This is a genomic window from Mesorhizobium sp. B2-3-14, from assembly GCF_006442175.1.
In the GTDB taxonomy this organism is placed as follows: domain Bacteria; phylum Pseudomonadota; class Alphaproteobacteria; order Rhizobiales; family Rhizobiaceae; genus Mesorhizobium; species Mesorhizobium australicum.
Genome location: NZ_VFVP01000001.1, coordinates 699,300 through 717,480, shown reverse-complemented (window position 1 = coordinate 717,480; position 18,181 = coordinate 699,300). Strand labels below are relative to the sequence as shown.

General features: G+C 63.3%; 19 protein-coding genes. 9 read left to right on the top strand and 10 right to left on the bottom strand.

The genetic code is table 11. The annotated features are described in order from the left end of the window. Positions 1-109 precede the first annotated feature (109 nt). From FJ950_RS03275 to FJ950_RS03245, 7 genes are all read left to right on the top strand, one after another. Positions 110-2,425 carry an EAL domain-containing protein gene (locus tag FJ950_RS03275; protein ID WP_015314282.1) on the top strand — a complete coding sequence of 772 codons (2,316 nt, stop codon included), beginning with the start codon at positions 110-112 and terminating at the stop codon, positions 2,423-2,425. A 383-nt stretch (positions 2,426-2,808) separates the two neighbouring features. Then, on the top strand, positions 2,809-3,570 hold the full coding sequence (locus FJ950_RS03270) for an acyl-homoserine-lactone synthase (protein ID WP_140615009.1): 762 nt from the start codon (positions 2,809-2,811) through the stop codon (positions 3,568-3,570). Positions 3,571-3,713: 143 nt separating this feature from the next. Further along, positions 3,714-3,863 carry a DUF3096 domain-containing protein gene (locus FJ950_RS03265; RefSeq protein ID WP_015314280.1) on the top strand — a complete coding sequence of 50 codons (150 nt, stop codon included), beginning with the start codon at positions 3,714-3,716 and terminating at the stop codon, positions 3,861-3,863. A gap of 162 nt (positions 3,864-4,025) precedes the next feature. Continuing rightward, the gene (locus FJ950_RS03260) at positions 4,026-4,250 is read left to right on the top strand and encodes an aa3-type cytochrome c oxidase subunit IV (RefSeq protein WP_015314279.1); all 225 of its coding nucleotides are present in this window, start codon (positions 4,026-4,028) and stop codon (positions 4,248-4,250) included. An 87-nt stretch (positions 4,251-4,337) separates the two neighbouring features. Next, positions 4,338-5,609: a Re/Si-specific NAD(P)(+) transhydrogenase subunit alpha gene (locus tag FJ950_RS03255; protein WP_140615007.1), complete on the top strand. Its 1,272-nt coding sequence runs from the start codon at positions 4,338-4,340 to the stop codon at positions 5,607-5,609. Beyond that, entirely contained in the window at positions 5,606-6,034 is a 429-nt protein-coding gene (locus tag FJ950_RS03250) for a proton-translocating transhydrogenase family protein (RefSeq protein WP_174361964.1), read from the top strand. Before FJ950_RS03255 ends, FJ950_RS03250 begins: the two co-directional genes overlap by 4 nt. 1 nt (position 6,035) lies before the next feature. Further along, on the top strand, positions 6,036-7,433 hold the full coding sequence (locus FJ950_RS03245; RefSeq protein ID WP_015314276.1) for an NAD(P)(+) transhydrogenase (Re/Si-specific) subunit beta: 1,398 nt from the start codon (positions 6,036-6,038) through the stop codon (positions 7,431-7,433). A gap of 74 nt (positions 7,434-7,507) precedes the next feature. On the opposite strand, the gene FJ950_RS03240 is transcribed toward FJ950_RS03245, so the two are convergent. From FJ950_RS03240 to FJ950_RS03225, 5 genes are all read right to left on the bottom strand, one after another. Continuing rightward, positions 7,508-8,425: a hypothetical protein gene (locus tag FJ950_RS03240; RefSeq protein WP_140615005.1), complete on the bottom strand. Its 918-nt coding sequence runs from the start codon at positions 8,423-8,425 to the stop codon at positions 7,508-7,510. 9 nt (positions 8,426-8,434) lie between these two features. Then, positions 8,435-8,611: a hypothetical protein gene (locus FJ950_RS29440; protein WP_181171077.1), complete on the bottom strand. Its 177-nt coding sequence runs from the start codon at positions 8,609-8,611 to the stop codon at positions 8,435-8,437. A 29-nt stretch (positions 8,612-8,640) separates the two neighbouring features. Continuing rightward, positions 8,641-11,112 (bottom strand): DNA topoisomerase (ATP-hydrolyzing) subunit B, encoded by a 2,472-nt coding sequence (gene gyrB / locus FJ950_RS03235; protein WP_140615003.1) that lies wholly within the window; start codon positions 11,110-11,112, stop codon positions 8,641-8,643. A 167-nt stretch (positions 11,113-11,279) separates the two neighbouring features. Next, the gene (locus FJ950_RS29435) at positions 11,280-11,564 is read right to left on the bottom strand and encodes a hypothetical protein (RefSeq protein WP_181171075.1); all 285 of its coding nucleotides are present in this window, start codon (positions 11,562-11,564) and stop codon (positions 11,280-11,282) included. A 44-nt stretch (positions 11,565-11,608) separates the two neighbouring features. After that, positions 11,609-12,178: an NADPH-dependent FMN reductase gene (locus FJ950_RS03225; RefSeq protein WP_140615001.1), complete on the bottom strand. Its 570-nt coding sequence runs from the start codon at positions 12,176-12,178 to the stop codon at positions 11,609-11,611. Between the two features lie 212 nt (positions 12,179-12,390). Here FJ950_RS03225 and FJ950_RS03220 point away from each other — a divergent pair, with 212 nt between their 5' ends. Beyond that, positions 12,391-13,764 (top strand): cytochrome P450, encoded by a 1,374-nt coding sequence (locus FJ950_RS03220; protein WP_140614999.1) that lies wholly within the window; start codon positions 12,391-12,393, stop codon positions 13,762-13,764. 13 nt (positions 13,765-13,777) lie between these two features. On the opposite strand, the gene FJ950_RS03215 is transcribed toward FJ950_RS03220, so the two are convergent. Together FJ950_RS03215 and FJ950_RS03210 are read right to left on the bottom strand one after the other, a co-directional pair. After that, positions 13,778-14,755, bottom strand: coding sequence for a complex I NDUFA9 subunit family protein (locus FJ950_RS03215; RefSeq protein WP_140614997.1), 978 nt, complete (start codon positions 14,753-14,755; stop codon positions 13,778-13,780). A 268-nt stretch (positions 14,756-15,023) separates the two neighbouring features. Next, complete coding sequence (locus FJ950_RS03210) at positions 15,024-15,305, bottom strand: hypothetical protein (RefSeq protein ID WP_015314270.1); 282 nt, start codon at positions 15,303-15,305, stop codon at positions 15,024-15,026. Between FJ950_RS03210 and FJ950_RS03205 the strand changes: the two genes are divergently transcribed. Then, positions 15,304-15,525 (top strand): hypothetical protein, encoded by a 222-nt coding sequence (locus FJ950_RS03205; RefSeq protein WP_140614995.1) that lies wholly within the window; start codon positions 15,304-15,306, stop codon positions 15,523-15,525. The genes FJ950_RS03210 and FJ950_RS03205 overlap by 2 nt on opposite strands. A gap of 25 nt (positions 15,526-15,550) precedes the next feature. Here FJ950_RS03205 and FJ950_RS03200 read toward each other — a convergent pair whose 3' ends face one another. The 3 genes from FJ950_RS03200 to FJ950_RS03190 form a co-directional block, all read right to left on the bottom strand. After that, a complete protein-coding gene (locus FJ950_RS03200; protein WP_015314269.1) occupies positions 15,551-16,552 on the bottom strand; it encodes an Ldh family oxidoreductase in 1,002 nt (333 codons plus the stop codon). Positions 16,553-16,659: 107 nt separating this feature from the next. Next, on the bottom strand, positions 16,660-17,469 hold the full coding sequence (locus FJ950_RS03195; RefSeq protein WP_140614993.1) for an ABC transporter permease: 810 nt from the start codon (positions 17,467-17,469) through the stop codon (positions 16,660-16,662). Continuing rightward, positions 17,469-18,134 carry an ABC transporter permease gene (locus FJ950_RS03190; protein ID WP_140615427.1) on the bottom strand — a complete coding sequence of 222 codons (666 nt, stop codon included), beginning with the start codon at positions 18,132-18,134 and terminating at the stop codon, positions 17,469-17,471. The genes FJ950_RS03195 and FJ950_RS03190 overlap by 1 nt, the downstream gene beginning before the upstream one ends. Positions 18,135-18,181: the final 47 nt, after the last annotated feature.

Sequence of the window (18,181 nt, the reverse complement as noted above, 5' to 3'; positions counted from 1 at the left end):
AAGGTTCCTCTTGCCGAGGCGGGTCGGCCGAAGCTGTAGCTTAAGCCCTCTGTCTAAGCCTTTCTTAAGGCGGTTGTGGCATGACAAGGCTTAGCGTTGGGCCGATCATATGGGCAAAACAAAGACCGAAAGCATCCCCGCGGATGTCTATATCCAATTTGTGCGGTCGTTGTTCGACAACGCGCACATGTTGGTGATCGGTGGCGCGTGCTACTGGATCCTCGGATTCATGATTTATCTGCGCACGCAAAATCCGTTGTTTCTGGCCTTTTCTTTTATTCTACTGCCGATCAGCCTTCTGCGTTATTTCGGTATTCGCAGCTTCCTGAAGACGGGCGGCGTGATTGCCGACGTCGAACACGCACACCGATTGGAGCGCAGTTACATCCTCAAGGGCTGCTTGCAGGGCCTCGGATTGGGTGCGCTGTGCTTCGTGTCGATCTATGTGTATCCCGACCCATTCGCCGAACTGGCGGCAATGTCGCTGACCCTGGCGACCCTGGTCACGGTTGTCGCCCGCAATTACGGTTCTCCGCGCATGGTGCGGATTTTTTCTGTAACCTTCATCGGTCCGGCGGCGCTTGCGCTCCTGCTGCGTCTGGATGCCCCGTCCGTCGTCCTCGGTCTGATGATCTTCCCGATGACGTTCATTACCATCAACAGCGCCGACCATGTTCGCAATGTGCTGTTTTCGGCGGTCATCGGCCACAAGCAGGCGAAAAGCATAACGCGCAAGTTCGACCGCGCGCTCAACACCATGTCGCATGGCCTGGTCATGCTCGGCCCTGACGGACGCGTCGCGGTCGCCAATGCCGAGGCCGCCCACCTGATGTCGCTGAAATCGGCCGACGCGCTGCTCGGGCGATCCATCCACGGGCTTCTGATGCGCGGCGTCGCCGGCGGCATGCTGGCGCCGAAGGACTGCCGCTACGTCGAGGCGCAGCTGACGCGCGCGCTGCGCGAGGGCAGGGACCGCAAGGTGCTTGTTTCGCTCGCCAACGGCCAGCATTACGAATTCTCCGCGCGCGAAGGCAGCCAGGAACTCGGCGTGATCACCTTCGAGGATGTCACGGCGCGCGTCGAAGCGGAGGAAAAGATCCGCTTCATGGCGCGCTACGACAATCTCACCGGCCTTCCCAACCGCGCCTATTTCCACGAACTGGTCGGCGAGCTGATGGCCTCCGGCGACCGGGATCGCCTGTGCGGCCTCGCCGTGATCGACCTCGACGATTTCAAGAGCGTCAACGACACGCTCGGCCATCCCGTCGGCGACGGGCTGATCTACGCCGTGGCCGACCGGCTGGCGGCCATCGCCGGGCAAGGCCTTACCGTCAGCCGCTTCGGTGGCGACGAGTTCATGCTGTTCTTCGACCGCATCGATGACGAGAGCCATCTGGAGAGCCTGCTCGACCAGATTTTCGCCGAGCTGCAGGGCGAGGTCGACGTGGCGGGCCACGGGCTGCGGATCCAGGCCAGCGCCGGCGCGGTACTGTCCAAGGTCGGTGGAACCGATGTCGACGCCATGATCGTCAAGGCGGACCTGGCGCTCTACAAGGCCAAGGAACTCGGCAAGAACGGGTGGCGGCTGTTCGAGGCGGCAATGGATGCCGCATTCCGCAATCGCCAGCTGATGAAGGCGGATCTGCGCAGTGCCGTGGAAGGCAGGGAACTGCGGGTCGTCTACCAGCCCATCGTGGCGATGAACACCATGCGCATCGCCAGCTGCGAGGCGCTCTGCCGTTGGGACCATCCCGATCTCGGACCGATTTCGCCCGGCATCTTCATTCCGCTGGCCGAGGAGATGGGCATCATTTCCGAGATCAGCACCTTTGTGCTGCATGCAGCTTGCACCGAATGCGCCAAATGGCCTGACCAGACCAGCGTCTCGGTCAATCTCTCGGCGAGGGATTTCCGCAGCCGCGACGTCATCCAAAAGGTGCGCGATGCGTTGGCTAACTCCGGCCTCGATGCTAGCCGCCTGGAGATCGAAGTCACGGAAACCGCGCTGCTCGACGACAAATCCCTGACCCGCCAGTATATCGAGGAACTGAAGCAGCTTGGCGTCCGCATCGCCCTCGACGATTTCGGCACCGGCTATTCAAGCCTGAGCTATCTCCACAAGCTTCCGCTCGACAAGATCAAGATCGACCGGTCGTTCGTGATGGACGTCACCCACAATCCGCGCTCGCTCGAGCTGTTGAAGGGCGTCGTCGACCTGACCCGTGTCCTGGGGCTCACCGTCACCATCGAAGGCGTGGAAACATTCGAGCAGCTTAAGGTCCTCATGCATTCGGTGAAGCCGGATCTTGTCCAGGGCTTTCTGTTCGGAGCGGCGCTCAGCGCGTCGGGCATCGAGACGATGTCGAACGTCACCTGGCCGTTTGCTGCGGATCTGCGTCTCGCCGCCAAGCGCACAGTCGGCTAGCTTTCGTCCTCGCCGAGTTGATAATACGCGTTGCTTGGATCGTGCGGCAAGTACGAACCACAATATTCGGTTGATCGCGAAAAAACCCAAGCAATGCGTGCAGTAGCTTTGGCCGAATTTAAAGAAGCGAAAGCTTTGATCGGATCGACGCATCTTTCGAAGCGGAACGCTCCAGTGCTTTTCGCGCCCGAGTCTGCAGCCCGCCCTTCATAAGAATGAAGGCTTGGACTAGAACGTCCAAGCCGCCCTTTAGCAACCACTCCGGCAGCCAAGGATCTCCAGCTGTTAAGGTTAACAAGTGGTAAACCAGTGGGATCCAATTTTCGGCTTGTGTCTCATTTCAACCCGAATAGCCTGTTCACGGCGGATACGAGGACTTGAGAATGGATGCTGCGAGAAACGATGCGCGGGCTGGCGCCAGCTCCAATGCTGGGTCGGCGCTGAACCAGTCGATCATGCAATTGCTTGAGCATGTCGACTACCGTCTCATCACTGGAGGCGAGGATCTGGAGGCGATCTACCGCCTTCGCTATCAATCCTACCTGCAATCGGGCATGTGCGGCCCGATCGCCAGCGGGATGTTCGAGGATCGCTGGGACAATCTGCCGAATTCCTATCGGTTCGGCGTCTATTTCGATGGACAGCTGGTCAGCACGTTACGGCTTCACTACATTTCCAGAGAGCACCCTCATTCGCCGTCCGTTGATGCCTATCCCGAAATATTGGCCGAGCGGCTTGCCCGCGGAGAGACGTTCATCGACGGGACTCGTTTCGCAACCGATGCCGACAGTGCGCCCGCGCCCGGAGTTCTGCCTTTTCTGACGCTCAGGCTTGGCATGGTGGCCGCTTCTTACTTTGGGCTTACCGCAGTGCTAACGCCGGTCAAGATCGAGCACTCCGCTTACTATGCTCGTATCTTTCATGCCGTTCAGAGGACAGAGGGCAAGGTGTTCCCGGGAGTCCTCGCGCCGATCGCTCTGTTCGAAATCCCGTGCGGCGAAAACTTGCGCCAGACACTCGAACGGTTTCCGTTCTTTAAGTCGACAGCCGTGGAACAGCGGATGATGTTCGCCAATCCGGCCATCAACCGGCTGACGCCGCTGTCCATAGTGCCGACGGCGAAATACTACCGCGATGCTGCCTGAACGGGCGTCGTCCTTGCATCTGAACCTTCCCGCGGCTTCGCCGTTATAGGTAGCGGCATCGCCATCGAGGATCGCCGCGATCCTGCCCAACGGGCATTTCGCCCCGGGCTCCTGTCGCATTGTTCGTGGGAAGGAATACGGTCATGACCATCCACTCGCTCGCGCTCACACCGCTTATCTCGCTGATCGCCGGCGTGCTGATCCTGATCATGCCGCGGCTCCTGAACTACATCGTCGCGCTCTATCTGATTGTCGTTGGGCTGCTCGGGCTTTTTCCTCACCTTGCTGGCTGAGACGCTGGGCAGGGCTCGCGCAAAAGCCATCCCCGCGGGCATCGGCCGCCAGTTTCAATTTTCCCTTGAGGGAGTTGTCGGCTGCGATGCGGCAATAGCGCCATTGCCCTGCGCCCAGCTTTTCGGTATGTGCCTGAAAGATGTCTTCGAAGGGGTATTCCTATGGCTGAGCACACGCCGAGCGGTCCTGTAGAACTGGGCGCGAAGATGGACTATGCCGAGCATGACCGCACCTACGCGGGCTTCCTGGCGCTGGCCAAATATGGCTCGCTCTTCTGCGGCGCGCTTCTCCTGGCGATGGCTTTCGGCTTCTTCGCGGGCGGCTTCTTCTCTGCGCTGATCCTGTTCGTGCTTATTCTGGCAGTCGGCGCCTTCATTCTGCGATAGACCTTCCAAAACGCTCTTGCGGTTGACGTCGCCGGATATCCCGGTCGACACTTCGCGCAGACAGGTTCCGGCCGAAAGGATCATGCGGTGGGACAGACGGTTTTCATCCCTCGTGAGCTCGACGCGAACGAGCCGCGTGTCGCGGCTTCGCCCGATACGGTGAAGCGGCTGACGGCCCTGGGTTTCGACGTGATCGTCGAAGCCGGAGCCGGCACCCGCTCGCGTATCCCCGACGAAGAGTTTGCCAAGACGGGTGCTGTCATCGGCAAGGCCTCGGATGTCGCCAATGCCGATGTCGTGCTGAAGGTTCGCCGGCCAACGGATGCCGAGCTGAAGATTTACAAATCCGGCGCCGCGGTGATCGCCATCATGGATCCCTACGGCAACGATGCGGCTGTCGCGGCCTTGGCCAAAGCCGGCGTCACCGCCTTCTCGATGGAGTTCATGCCGCGCATCACCCGCGCGCAATCGATGGACGTCCTGTCCAGCCAGGCCAATCTTGCCGGCTACCAGGCGGTGATCGACGGAGCCGCCGAATACGACCGGGCGCTGCCGATGATGATGACGGCGGCTGGCACGGTGCCGGCGGCCAAGGTCTTCATCATGGGCGTCGGCGTTGCCGGCCTGCAGGCGATCGCCACCGCGCGCCGTCTCGGTGCCGTCGTCACCGCCACCGACGTTCGGCCCGCCGCCAAGGAACAAGTCGCCTCGCTCGGCGCGAAGTTCCTCGCAGTCGAGGACGAGGAGTTCAAGGCCGCCGAGACGGCCGGCGGCTACGCCAAGGAAATGTCGAAGGAGTACCAGGCCAAGCAGGCGGCGCTGACCGCCGAACACATCGCCAAGCAGGACATCGTCATCACCACGGCGCTGATCCCCGGCCGGCCTGCGCCGAAGCTGGTGTCGGCGGCGATGGTCGCCTCGATGAAGCCGGGCTCGGTGATCATCGACCTCGCCGTCGAGCGTGGCGGCAATGTCGAGGGCGCCGAGGCCGGCAAGATCGTCACCACGGTCAACAATGTAAAGATCGTCGGTCATCTCAACGTGCCGGGTCGCATCGCGGCATCCGCCTCGCTCCTTTATGCCAGGAACCTGTTCGCCTTCGTCGAGACGCTCGTCGACAAGACGACCAAGACGCTTGCCATCAATCGCGACGACGATCTGGTCAAGGCAACCATGCTGACCGACGGCGGCAAGGTCGTTCATCCGGCCTTCGCCAAGGCCGACCAGCAGCCTTATGTCGAGCCGGCCGCGATCCCGGCCACGACCATGGTCGCCGATGCCACGGCCGCGCCCAGGAAGGCGGCGTCAGGGAAGGCCGCATCCAAGTCACCCTCGCCGAAGCCGAAAGGGACCGCGTGATGGACCAGACCTTGCAGAAAGCCCTGGATCAGCTCGACCAGGCAAGCGCTGCCGTTCGGCTCGCGGTGCAGAACCTGGCCAATGCCCCAGGCGGTGCAGAGGCGGCCGGTGATGCCGCGCATGCGCTCTCGGGCGGGGCCATCGATCCCTTCGTCTTCCGTTTCGCCATCTTCATCCTGGCGATCTTCGTCGGCTATTACGTCGTCTGGTCGGTGACCCCGGCACTGCACACGCCGCTGATGGCCGTCACCAACGCCATCTCGTCCGTCATCGTCGTCGGTGCGCTGCTCGCCGTCGGCATCGCGGCCTCCGGCGTCGCCGCCGGCTTCGGTTTCGTCGCGCTGATGCTGGTCTCGGTCAACATCTTCGGCGGCTTTCTCGTCACCCAGCGCATGCTGGCCATGTACAAGAAGAAGGACAAGTGACGTGACCGTCAATCTCGCCTCCTTCCTCTATCTGGTATCCGGCGTCCTGTTCATCATGGCGTTGCGCGGCCTCTCGCATCCGACCACCAGCCGGCAGGGCAATCTCTACGGCATGATCGGCATGGGCATCGCCATTGCCACCACGCTGGCGCTGGCAACCCCGTCCGCCGGTCGCTTCGGCCTGATCGTGCTTGGCCTCGCCATTGGCGGTGGCGTCGGCGCCGTCACCGCGCGCCGCATCGCCATGACCTCGATGCCGCAACTGGTCGCCGCCTTCCACTCGCTCGTCGGCCTTGCCGCCGTCATGGTGGCGGCCGCGGCCATCTATGCGCCGGAAAGCTTCGGCATCGGCACGGATGGCGACATCCATGCCCAGGCGCTGGTCGAGATGAGCCTTGGCGTCGCCATCGGTGCCATCACCTTCACCGGCTCAGTCATTGCCTTCCTGAAGCTCGACGGCCGCATGTCGGGCAAGCCGATCATGATCGGCGGCCGTCACGTCATCAACGCTGCCCTTGGCGTGGCCCTGATCGTGCTGATCGTGCTGCTGGTCACCACGGAATCGAAACTGGTGTTCTGGCTGATCGTTGCCGCCTCGCTGGTGCTCGGCGTGCTCCTGATCATCCCGATCGGTGGCGCCGACATGCCGGTGGTCGTGTCGATGCTGAATTCCTATTCCGGCTGGGCGGCCGCCGCCCTTGGCTTCACGCTCGGCAATCTGGCGCTGATCATCACCGGCGCGCTGGTCGGCTCGTCGGGCGCGATCCTGTCCTACATCATGTGCAAGGGCATGAACCGAAGCTTCATCTCGGTCATCCTCGGCGGCTTCGGCGGCGAGACCGCCGCTGCGGCCGATGACGGCATCGAGCGCACCGTCAAGCAGGGTTCGGCCGACGATGCCGCCTACCTGATGATGAACGCGCAGAAGGTCATCATCGTGCCGGGTTACGGCATGGCGGTCGCCCAGGCGCAGCATGCCCTGCGTGAAATGGCCGACAAGCTCAAGGCCAATGGCGTCGACGTCAAATACGCCATCCACCCCGTCGCCGGCCGCATGCCCGGTCACATGAATGTGCTGCTCGCCGAAGCCAACGTGCCGTACGACGAAGTGTTCGAGCTCGAGGACATCAACTCGGAATTCGCGCAGGCCGACGTCGCCTATGTCATCGGCGCCAACGACGTCACCAACCCGTCCGCGCGCGACGACAAGTCGTCGCCGATCTACGGCATGCCGATCCTCGACGTCGACAAGGCCCGCACCTGCCTGTTCGTCAAGCGCTCGCTCGGCTCCGGCTATGCTGGCATCGACAACACGCTGTTCTACAAGGACGGCACCATGATGCTGCTCGGCGACGCCAAGAAGATGACCGAGGAAATCGTCAAGGCCATGGATCACTGACCGGCCGGTCTTGACCGTCGAATAGAAAGAGCCCGGTCGATGCCGGGCTCTGTAATTTTGGCGTGATGCTGCCTTCAGCCGTTGGTCAGGAACACCGCTTCCTCTTCATCGCGCTGCCTGCCGCCGAGCGCTGCGGCCGCACTGGCGATGAAGGCGCCGATGACCAGCGACAAGGCGCCGAGAAGCGCGAAAGTGGCGCTTGCTTTCCTTGCCGTGTCGGCCGCCTGCTTCGCCTTGACCTTTGCGTCCTGCGCCTTCGCCAGCACCGTATCGACACGCGTCTTGGCATCAGCCTCGGAAAGGCCGGTGCGCGCGGCGACCAATTGCGCAAGATAGGTCTTGTCTTCCGCCGAAACCTCGCCGGCGACGGCGCCGGCGATCAGGATCCGCGAGGCCTGCCCGGCCGCGGCGGCTTCGTCGGCAGGATTGGCGGTGGCCAGCTTGGCCGGATCGGCCGGGCGGAACAGGGAATCCACCAGATAGGAGGTCGCATTGTCGGTCGATGCACCGCTGGCATTCGCCGAGGCCCCGGCCGACGCACCCATGGCGGCTCCCGAGGCCACGGTGGACGCGGCCTGTACACCTGAACCAATCGCGGCGGAAAGTGCCGAGCCAAGCACGCCGGCGACCAGCAAGGTGGCCAGCGCCCAGGCGAGAAAGCCGTGCGCGGTGTCACGGAAATACACTTCGTCGGTGTGGATGCCGACCCATTTGGTCCGCAACCGGCCCGCAAGGTAGCCGCCTACACCGGCGGACAGCCACTGCACGATCACCAGCCAGACGGCGGTGGAAACCGCGAAGGTGGTGATCGACGCGCCAGAGCCCGACCATGGTGAAACCATGCTGAGCCCAAGGCCTGAGCCGAGCAACGTGAGGATGAACGTCAACGTCGAGGCCGCGAAAGCGCCGGCGATGATCGGTCCCCAGCTGACGGCGGTGGAGGACGATTCCGTGGAAGCGGATACGTCGACAGCCGATAGGGTGGACTGCATCGACGCCCCCTACCGTACGAACAGCATGATGAGAATGATGATCGGAATCGGAATGCCGAGCAACCAGAGTAGAATGCCGCGTCCCATGAAAAGCCTCCTGCAAGAAATTGTGATGGACTCTGTCACAATGTCTTCGAAGGCCTTCTGTTCCGGCGCATCCTCATTATTGGCGCGCGCACGGGCCATGCCAATCTGTCGAAAGGCTGGGCGAAACCTCAAATATCCAGGTTGGCGACCGACAGTGCGTTGTCCTGGATGAATTCGCGCCGCGGCTCCACCTCGTCACCCATCAGCCGCGAGAACAGGCTGTCGGCATCGGTCGCATCGTTGACCTTGACCTGCAGCAGCGAACGCACATTCGGATCGAGCGTGGTTTCCCAGAGCTGCTCGGCATTCATCTCGCCGAGACCCTTGTAGCGCTGCATGGTCAGCCCCTTGCGGCCGGTCGCAAAGACCGCGTTGAGCAGCGCCAGCGGTCCCGAGACTGTTTCGGACACCTCCTTGCGGCGCAGCACCGGCGGCGCCCCGTAGACTTCGCTGAGGCGCTGCGCGTAGCGATCGAGCTGGCGTGCGTCGGCGGAATTGATCAACGCCATGTCGAGATGGGCGTATTCCTTGACGCTGCGCACGGTGCGTTCGAAGACATAGCCGCCGATGCCCTCGTTCGAGGTCGACATGCGGCCGGTCCAACCGCGCTCGGTGTCCTCGGCAATGATGTCAAGGCGTTGCGCGATCCGCTCCGCCATCGCGTTGGCGCGGCCAAGATCGGCGAAGATTTCGGGATTGAGCCCGCCGGCGATCGCAGCCTGCTCGACGACGTCGCGGTTATAGCGCGTGTGCAAGCCGTTGATGAGCTGGCGCACGGCAAGCGCATCGGCGACGGCGCCGTGCAGATCCTGTCCGGTCCGCACTTCCCCTGAGCCGAGCGTAAGGGACGCTTCCTCCAACCCCGAATCGATCAGGAATTCTTCGAAGGCGCTCTCATTCTTGATGTATTGCGAGCTCTTGCCGCGCGTCACCTTGTAGAGCGGCGGCTGGGCGATGTAGAGGTGGCCGCGCTCGATCAGCTCCGGCATCTGCCGGAAGAAGAAAGTGAGCAGCAAGGTCCTGATATGGGCGCCGTCGACGTCCGCGTCGGTCATCAGGATGATCTTGTGGTAGCGCAGCTTGTCGGCGTTGAATTCGTCCTTACCGATCGAGGTGCCGAGCGCGGTGATCAGCGTGCCGATCATGTCGGACGAGAGCATGCGGTCGAAGCGGGCCCGCTCGACATTGAGGATCTTGCCGCGCAGGGGAAGGATTGCCTGGTTTTGGCGCGAACGGCCGCCCTTGGCGGAGCCGCCGGCCGAGTCACCCTCGACGATGAAGATTTCGGACTTCGCCGGGTCGCGTTCCTGGCAATCGGCCAGCTTGCCGGGCAGCGAGGTGACGCCGAGCGAGGTCTTGCGGGTGATGTCACGAGCCTTGCGCGCCGCTTCACGCGCCGCCGCGGCCTGGATCACCTTGTCGACGACCACCTTGCCCTCGGTCGGATGCTCTTCGAGCCACGTGCCGAGCGCTTCGTTGACCAGTCCCTCGACCACGGGACGAACCTCCGACGAGACCAGCTTGTCCTTGGTCTGCGACGAGAATTTCGGATCGGGAACCTTAACCGACAGCACCGCCGTCAGGCCCTCGCGGCAATCGTCGCCGATCAGCGAGACCTTTTCCTTCTTGGTCAGCCCCGAAGATTCGCCATAGCCGGTGATCTGGCGGGTCAGTGCGCCGCGAAAACCGGCCAGATGGGTGCCGCCATCGCGCTGCGGGATGTTGTTGGTGAAGGCCAGCACATTCTCGTGGTAACTGTCGTTCCACCACATCGCCACTTCCACGGTGATGCCGTCACGCTCGGCCCTGATGGAGATGGGCTTTCCGATCAGCGGTTTCTTGACCCGGTCGAGATATTTGACGAACTCTTCCAGGCCGCCATCATAGTGCAGTTCATGCTTCACGACGTCGGCATGACGGGCGTCTGTCAGAACGATGCGCACGCCGGAGTTCAGGAAGGCGAGTTCGCGCAGCCGGTGCTCCAGCGTGCCGAAATCGAATTCGACCATGGTAAAGGTCTCGGACGACGGAAAGAAGGTGACCTCGGTGCCGCTGCGGCCCTCATTGGTGCCTGGGCGCTTGTCCTGCTCGTAGCTGCCGATCGCCTTCAGCGGCGCATCGGCATTGCCGTGGGTAAAGCTCATCTCGAAGACCTGGCCGTTGCGGCGGATCTTGAGCTTCAGCCAGGCCGACAGCGCGTTGACCACCGAGACGCCGACGCCATGCAGACCGCCAGACACCTTGTAGGAGTTCTGGTCGAACTTTCCGCCGGCATGCAGCTGCGTCATGATCACTTCGGCCGCCGAAATGCCTTCGCTGGGGTGAATGTCGGTTGGAATGCCACGGCCATTGTCGATAACCGTCACCGAACCGTCGGGATTGAGCGTCACCGAAACCAGGTCGGCATGGCCGGCCAGCGCCTCGTCGATGGCGTTGTCGACCACCTCATAGACCATGTGATGCAGGCCCGAGCCGTCATCGGTATCGCCGATATACATGCCCGGCCGCTTGCGGACGGCGTCCAACCCCTTCAAAACCTTGATGGAATCGGCGCCGTATTCGGCTTCAGCGCCGTTTGTGTTCTCGGTCTGGTCGCTCATGAAAACCTGTTGTCTAGATGCCGCTTTTACAGCGCGAAAAATCGGCCCCGAATCGCGCTTCTGATATGGGGTAGATATAGGCGCTAAAGGCGGTTTTTCCAAGGTTTGCAGGTATTTCCGGCGCAAATGCCGAGCCGGCAGCCGGCTATTTTTTTCGGGCGTTGAATTTAGCCAGAAGGCCGCGCAAATATTTGACCGGGGATTTGTCCCTGGGCGCCAGCCGGCCCGTACGGTCGAGCTCCAGCGGAACCAAGTTTCTTCAGCGCCGCTTCCATCGCTTCGCCGCCATGGGCGGGGTTGGCAAGCGGCCGGACCAGCCGGTAGTCATCATTGGCCATCACCAATGCCACGCGCCGCTCGGCCGCCGCGATAGCGGTGGTCGCAAGCATCAGCAGCATGGCAAACAGCAAACGCAAGTCGAACCGCCCCCGGCTCAGTCGTTTGCCGACCATTCCACCTCTTTATGGCGCAAGCAAGCCGCGCTGAGGCGGCTCTCTCAGGCGGCGCGCATCGGTTTCAACGCCTCGCTCCAGCGCAACAGTTCGTCCAGCATGGTCCTGGTCCCGCCCCGCACTTGCTCGCTGGCATCGAAGGCGCCGTTCTCGTCGAGCAGTTTCTGGTACAGCGGCAGCGCGACACCTTCCGGGATAGGCATGATCCCGACCGAGGTCAGCAGCGGCTTCAGCGCCTGCGCCGCGCGCAGGCCGCCGGAGACACCGCCATAGCTGAAGATCGCAGCGGGCTTGTATTTCCATTCGCGGGCGAGATAGTCGATCGCGTTGATGATCGCGGGTGCGGCGAAGTAATTGTATTCCGGCGCCACGAACACGAAGGCGTCAGCGGCATCCATCGCCTTCGACCAGGCCTTGGTGTGGTCGTTCTGATAATTGCCGAGCCTTGGATGATGTGGTTCATCCAGGACCGGCAGGTTGAACGCGGCTATGTCGGTCAGCACTGGCTCGAATTTTCCGTATTCGCGCACGAACGTCTCCAGCCATTCGGCGAAAACCGGGCCAGCGCGGCCGGGCCGCGTGCTCCCGATGATGATGTTCAACTGGTGCTTCAAGGCAGGCTCCTTTGTCGGGGGGTATCCGTCGGTGACTGCCACTACGGCAGAGCGTTCCAACGGGCAAGGTTGGACCCGTGACGGAATGGTCACGATCGGATGAACAGACTGTCCGCCCTGGCGTTCCCGCCGTCATCGGTCCGGTTTGCCGTTCGGTCACATGGACGCCGGAGGTGCCAGCCACTACATTGATAGGAACAGCGGAGCACTTCATGGACACGCAGCCCGCCCCATTCGTTCCTCCCGCCCCGAAGCCGCGCACGTCGCCGCCTTCGACGCTGGAAATGATCCGCATCGTCTATCGCAACCCGCTCGAACTCTGGGGCGAGCCGACCTACAACGAACCCTGGATTTCTGCCAAGGGCGCTGGTGGGCCGCTGGTCATCGCCAATGATCCGGGCCTGATCCGCCATGTGCTGGTCGACAACGCCAAGAACTACAAGATGGCGACGGTGCGCCAGAAGATACTGAGGCCGATCCTGCGCGACGGCCTGCTGACGGCCGAGGGCGAGGTGTGGAAGCGGTCGCGCAAGGCAATGGCGCCGGTGTTCACGCCACGCCACATTTTCGGCTTCGCCCAGCCGATGCTGAAACGGACGCTGGAGTTTGTCACCCGTTACGAGGCCGGCGGCACGTCCGATATCGCCCATGACATGACGCTGCTCACCTATGACATCCTGGCCGAGACGCTGTTTTCCGGCGAGATCGCGGGCGAGCCCGGCAGTTTCGCCAACGAGATCGACCGCCTGTTCGAAACCATGGGCCGCGTGGATCCGCTCGACCTGCTGCGGGCACCCGACTGGCTGCCGCGGCTGACCCGTATCCGCGGCCGCAAGACCATGGCCTATTTCCGCAAGATCGTGACCGACACGGTCAAGATGCGCGAAGAGAAGTTCAGGCGCGACCCCGATGCCGTGCCGCAGGATTTCCTGACGCTGCTGCTCAAGGCCGAAGGCCCCGACGGACTGACGCGCCCGGAAGTCGAGGACAACATCATCACCTTCATCGGCGCCGGCCACGAGACCACGGCGCGCGCGCTCGGCTGGACGCTCTATTGCCTGGCCGAATCGCCCTGGGAGCGCGACCCGGTCGAACAGGAGATCGACCGGGTGCTGGCGCGCGAGCCCGATCCGGCGAAGTGGCTCGACGCCATGCCGCTGACACGCGCCGCTTTCGACGAGGCGCTTCGGCTCTACCCGCCGGCGCCATCGATCAATCGCGAGCCGATCGTTCCGGAAATGTGGAAGGATCTTTATATCCCCAAGCACGCCGCCGTGCTGGTGATGCCATGGGTCGTTCACCGCCACAGGAAGCTGTGGGACCGGCCCGACGCCTTCCTGCCCGAACGCTTCCATCCGGGAAACCGTGAAAAGATCGACCGCTTCCAATATCTGCCCTTCGGCGCCGGCCCGCGCGTCTGCATCGGCGCCAGCTTCGCCATGCAGGAGGCGATCATCGCGCTCGCCATCCTCTTGTCACGCTTCCGCTTCGACGCGACCGCTGAAACAAAACCCTGGCCGGTGCAGAAATTGACCACGCAGCCGCAAGGCGGTCTGCCGATGCGGGTCACGCCTCGCCCTCGCTGAGGGCCGACGCTTCTTATACCGCGGGCTTACGCTGCTGGAACTGGCCGGCGGCGCGGAAGCGCCAGAGGTAGCTCGGCAGGATCGTCGCGATCGATTGCGGCTGGATGCCGAGTCCCGCCAGTGTCCGGTTGGCCTTGGCGGCTTCGTCCGAAACGATGTTGTGCTCGCGCAACTGCATCACCTGGTCCTTGGTCAGCAGCGGATTGGGCAACAGGCCGAGGATCGAGGCCTGGATGTTTGCCATCCACCACGGCACCGGCACCAGCAGGCGCTTGCGCTCGATCACCGTGAGCAGTTCCTGCATGCACTCCTTGAAGGTTAGCACGTTGGGGCCGCCGAGCTCGTAAACCCGGCCGCCATCGATCTTGCCGTCGACCGAACGCGCGACAGCCTCCGCCACGTCACCGACATAGACCGGCTGGAACTTGGTCTGGCCGCCGCCGATCAGCGGCAGCACCGGCGAATAACGCGCCATATTCGCGAACCGGTTGAAGAAGCTGTCCTCCGGCCCGAAATTGATCGACGGCCGCAAGATCACGGCATCGGCGATCGTCTCCAGCACGGCCTTTTCACCGAGCGCCTTGGTACGTGCATAATCCGATTCGGAATCCGGATCGGCGCCGAGCGCCGAAATATGGGTGAGCCCGGCGCCGACGGAGCGCGCCGCCTCGGCGACGGCGCGAGCACCGAATTCGTGCACGGCGGAGAATTTCTGCCGGCCGCTCTCATGCAGGATGGCGACGAGATTGACGACATGGTCGGCACCTTGCACGGCGCGGTCGACCGACCAGCGCACGCGCACATTGGCCTGCACCGGCTGGATCTGGCCGACATTGCCGAGCGGCTGCAAATGGCCGGCAAGGTCGGGCCGCCGGCAGGCGACCCTGATGCGATAACCGCGCTTGGCCAGCGCCCGCACGACATGACGGCCGACAAAGCCTGACCCGCCAAAGACGACGACGAGCTTTGGGGTCTGCAGGATTTCGGTCATGGCGGGCTCCGGCGCGCGTTCCAGATGGCTTGGCTGAGCCGTTTCATAGTCCGTTTTGCGCCAAAGGCAAAGGGTGACGCGTCGTCGCGTCATCCTTGTTTTTTGCGCGATTCCAAGAAAAAGCAAGGCCCGGTATTCCTGCGACAAGCGCATCGATCATGTCTTGGCCCTGCGAGCGACAGAAGCAGGAAACCCCGCCGAAGCGGGGTTTCCCGGATGACATCCATGAGGTGTCAGGGGCCGACGAGCGGCCTGACCTGAGACGGTATCAGGAGGGCGTGAAGCAAGTACGCCCACCCCAGCCCTGAACATCCGACATGGTGCCACCAACCTTCTTGCATGCGGCGACGAAATCGGCGCTGCAGTTGGCGAATTTCGCATGGCCGTTCTTGCAGTAGTGGTCCTCGGTGGCGCCGCCACCCGGCGCGGTAATGACGCCCGGGTTGGCCGGCTTGACCGGTGCGGCCTTCAAATTGGCAGCCTGCGTGGCGCCCATGAAGGAACCGAGCAGGAGGACGGCGGTCAGCATGGTGGTCTTGGTGTTGGTCATGATGATTTCCTTTGATTTGAGGTTGGGTTTCCGGGACGCGAAGGGCGATGCCTTTCACGCGAAGCAGACTTTCGGTTTCGATTTTGCTGTTCCCCGGTCTGGATCGGGCAAGCTCACCTCGCCCTGGACAAACGTTGGTCGCCCGGGCGCTCAAAAAGGTTCAGGACGCGCGCGAAAAAAAACGCGCACAACCGCGCGTCAGGCGGGGGCGGCCAAGTAATCGTCTGCAAAGAAAGGAGAAGAAATCAGGCCGAGTAGCGTTCGGCGAATTCGGAGATGCGCTGGATCACTGCCTTGGGCGCGGTGATGCCGCGCGCCTGCGCCTTTTCGGCCGCTTCGGCGCGGGCGCGGCCTGGCACATGAACGCCGAAGCGCCGCCGCAGCCGGTCAAGCTGGTCTTTCATGCGCTGCTCGAAACCCGGGTCGAGCAGCTTGGGCTCGACGGCAAGCACGAACAGGCCGGTCCCGGGGCTGTCCGGGCCGCCGCTGAACCATGGCGCGTCGAGTGACCAGTTGGCGCCCGACAGGCCGGCCGCCAGCACTTCGACCATCAGCGCGATGTTGGCGCCGCGCTGGCCGCCGAAGGCGAGCATGGCGCCCTTCATGGCCGCCGCCGGATCGGTGGTCGGGTTGCCGCTGGCGTCCAGCGCCCAGCCTTCGGGGATCTTCTTGCCGTCCTCGGCGGCCTTGCGGATATTGACGAAGGCGGTGGCGCTCGACGACTGGTCGATGACCAGCGGCGCGCCGTCGGCGGCGGGGGCGGCGAAAGACATCGGGTTGGTGCAAAAGACCGGCTTGACCGAGCCTGAGCCGGCCAGGACGGCCGGACCGTTGGTTGCGGCGAAGGACACCAGCCCCTGCGCGGCCAGCCGGCCGGTGAAGTAGCCGAGCGCCCCGCAGGTGTAGGCGTTCTTCTGCGAGAAGATGGCGACGCCGAACAGTCTTGCCGCCTTGGCGAGGTCGTCGATGGTGCGGTCGAAGCCGGTATGCGCCAGCCCGCCGCGTGCGTCCGAGAGATAGATGGCCAGCGCCGGCCGGGTGATCACAGGATCGGCATTGCCGTCGATGCGTCCGGCCTCGAGCGCTTCGAGGTAGTCGATGAAATGTGTGAGCCCGACGGCTGCAAGTCCCTCTGCCTCGGCCGCGATGATCGAGGCGGTGAGCGATTGCGCTGCTTCCTCGTTGGCGCCGGCGCCAAGTGCCGCCATCCGGCACAGCCCTTTTGCCTGGTCGAGACTGAGTTGCATGGCGATTGCCCTTAGTGAGTAGTGAGTAGGGGTTGGTGAGTGGTGAGTTGTGGAGTGCGCGGCAGCCACTTCCTACTTACCAATCCCTACCCACCACTCACTTGAACCTAGCCGATCTTGACCGGGATTCGTGCCTCGATCCGGCTGAAGGCGAAGACCAGAATGCCGGTGATCGCCATATAGATCAACGCCAGGAGCAGCAAGGGCTCATAGGTGAGATAGGTGTCCTGCCGCACCTTGGACGAGACGGCGAAGATGTCGATCACGCTGATGGTTGCCACCAGCGGCGTCGATTTCAGCTGCAGCACGGTCTCGCCGGTCAGCGTCGGCAGCGCCCGGTAGAAGGCTTGCGGCAGCCAGACGCGGCGGAAGATCTTCCAGCGGCTCATGCCGAAGGCGCGGGCGGCTTCCAGCTGCCCCTTGGGCACGCCGGCAAAGGCGCCGCGCATCACTTCGCCCTCGTAGCCGGCGAAGGACAAGGTCAGCGCCAGCACGCCGTACGGCCAGGCCTGCCTGAGATAGGGCCACATCCAGGATTCGCGGATCCATGGATATTGCGGGAAAAGCGAGCCCAGCCCGTAATAGAGCAGCCATAGCTGCAGAAGCAGCGGCGTGCCGCGGATGATGGTGCAGAAGACTTTCGCGGGTGCCGCGACCCAGATCGAGCCGGCCGCCTGCGCCAGCCCCACGGGCACGGCGATCATGAAGCCGAGCGTACAGGTGACGGCCAGGATCCACAGGGCACGCCACATCCCCATCAGGCCCATTTCCCAATATTGCGGCAGCCAGTCCCAGCGCATGAAGAAGGCGGCTGACGCCACCAGCCCCAGCGCGATCAGGATCAGCACGATGCGATGCGGCTGCAGCCAGAGCGATGCGCGCGCCGCCGTGTCGATGATGACCGTTTCGCTGGTCATCAGCGTGCCTCCTTGATCGAAGGCATGCCGCGCCGCGCCCATTTCTCCGCGCGGCCAAGCAGGAGGTTCGAAACCAGTGTCACGCAGAGATAGAGCACGCCGGCGGCGAGGAAGAAAACCAGATATGCCTTGGTGACGCCCGCCGCCTGTCGTGTCGCCAGTGTCAGTTCGAAGAAGCCGACGACGGCCAGCAGCGCGGTGTCCTTGGTGGCGATCAACCACAGATTGGCGAGGCCCGGAATGGCGAAAGGCAGCATCGCCGGCAGCGTGATGCGCCGCAACAGAAGGCCGGGAGACATGCCGAAGGCGCGGGCGGCTTCGATCTGGCCCTGCGGGATGGCGAGGATCGCGCCGCGGATGACTTCCGTCGAATAGGCGCCCTGGACGAAGCCGAGCACGGCGATGCCGGCCACCAGCCCGCTGATGTCGACACGCTGGTAACCCATCGCCGTCAGCACCTGGTTTATCAGGTCGGTGCCGGCATAGTAGAGCAGCAGGATCAGCACCAGTTCCGGCACGGCGCGCACCACGGTGGTGTAGACCGCGAACAGGTCGCGCACCACGGGTCCGCCGTAAAGCTTGCCACAGGCACCGCAGGTTCCAATCAGCAGGCCGACGATGGTCGCGCCGACGGCGATCTCTAGCGAATGCAGGAGCCCGAGCAAGAGCGTCCCGCCCCAGCCGACGGGAGCCGGCGAGAGCAGTTCGACGA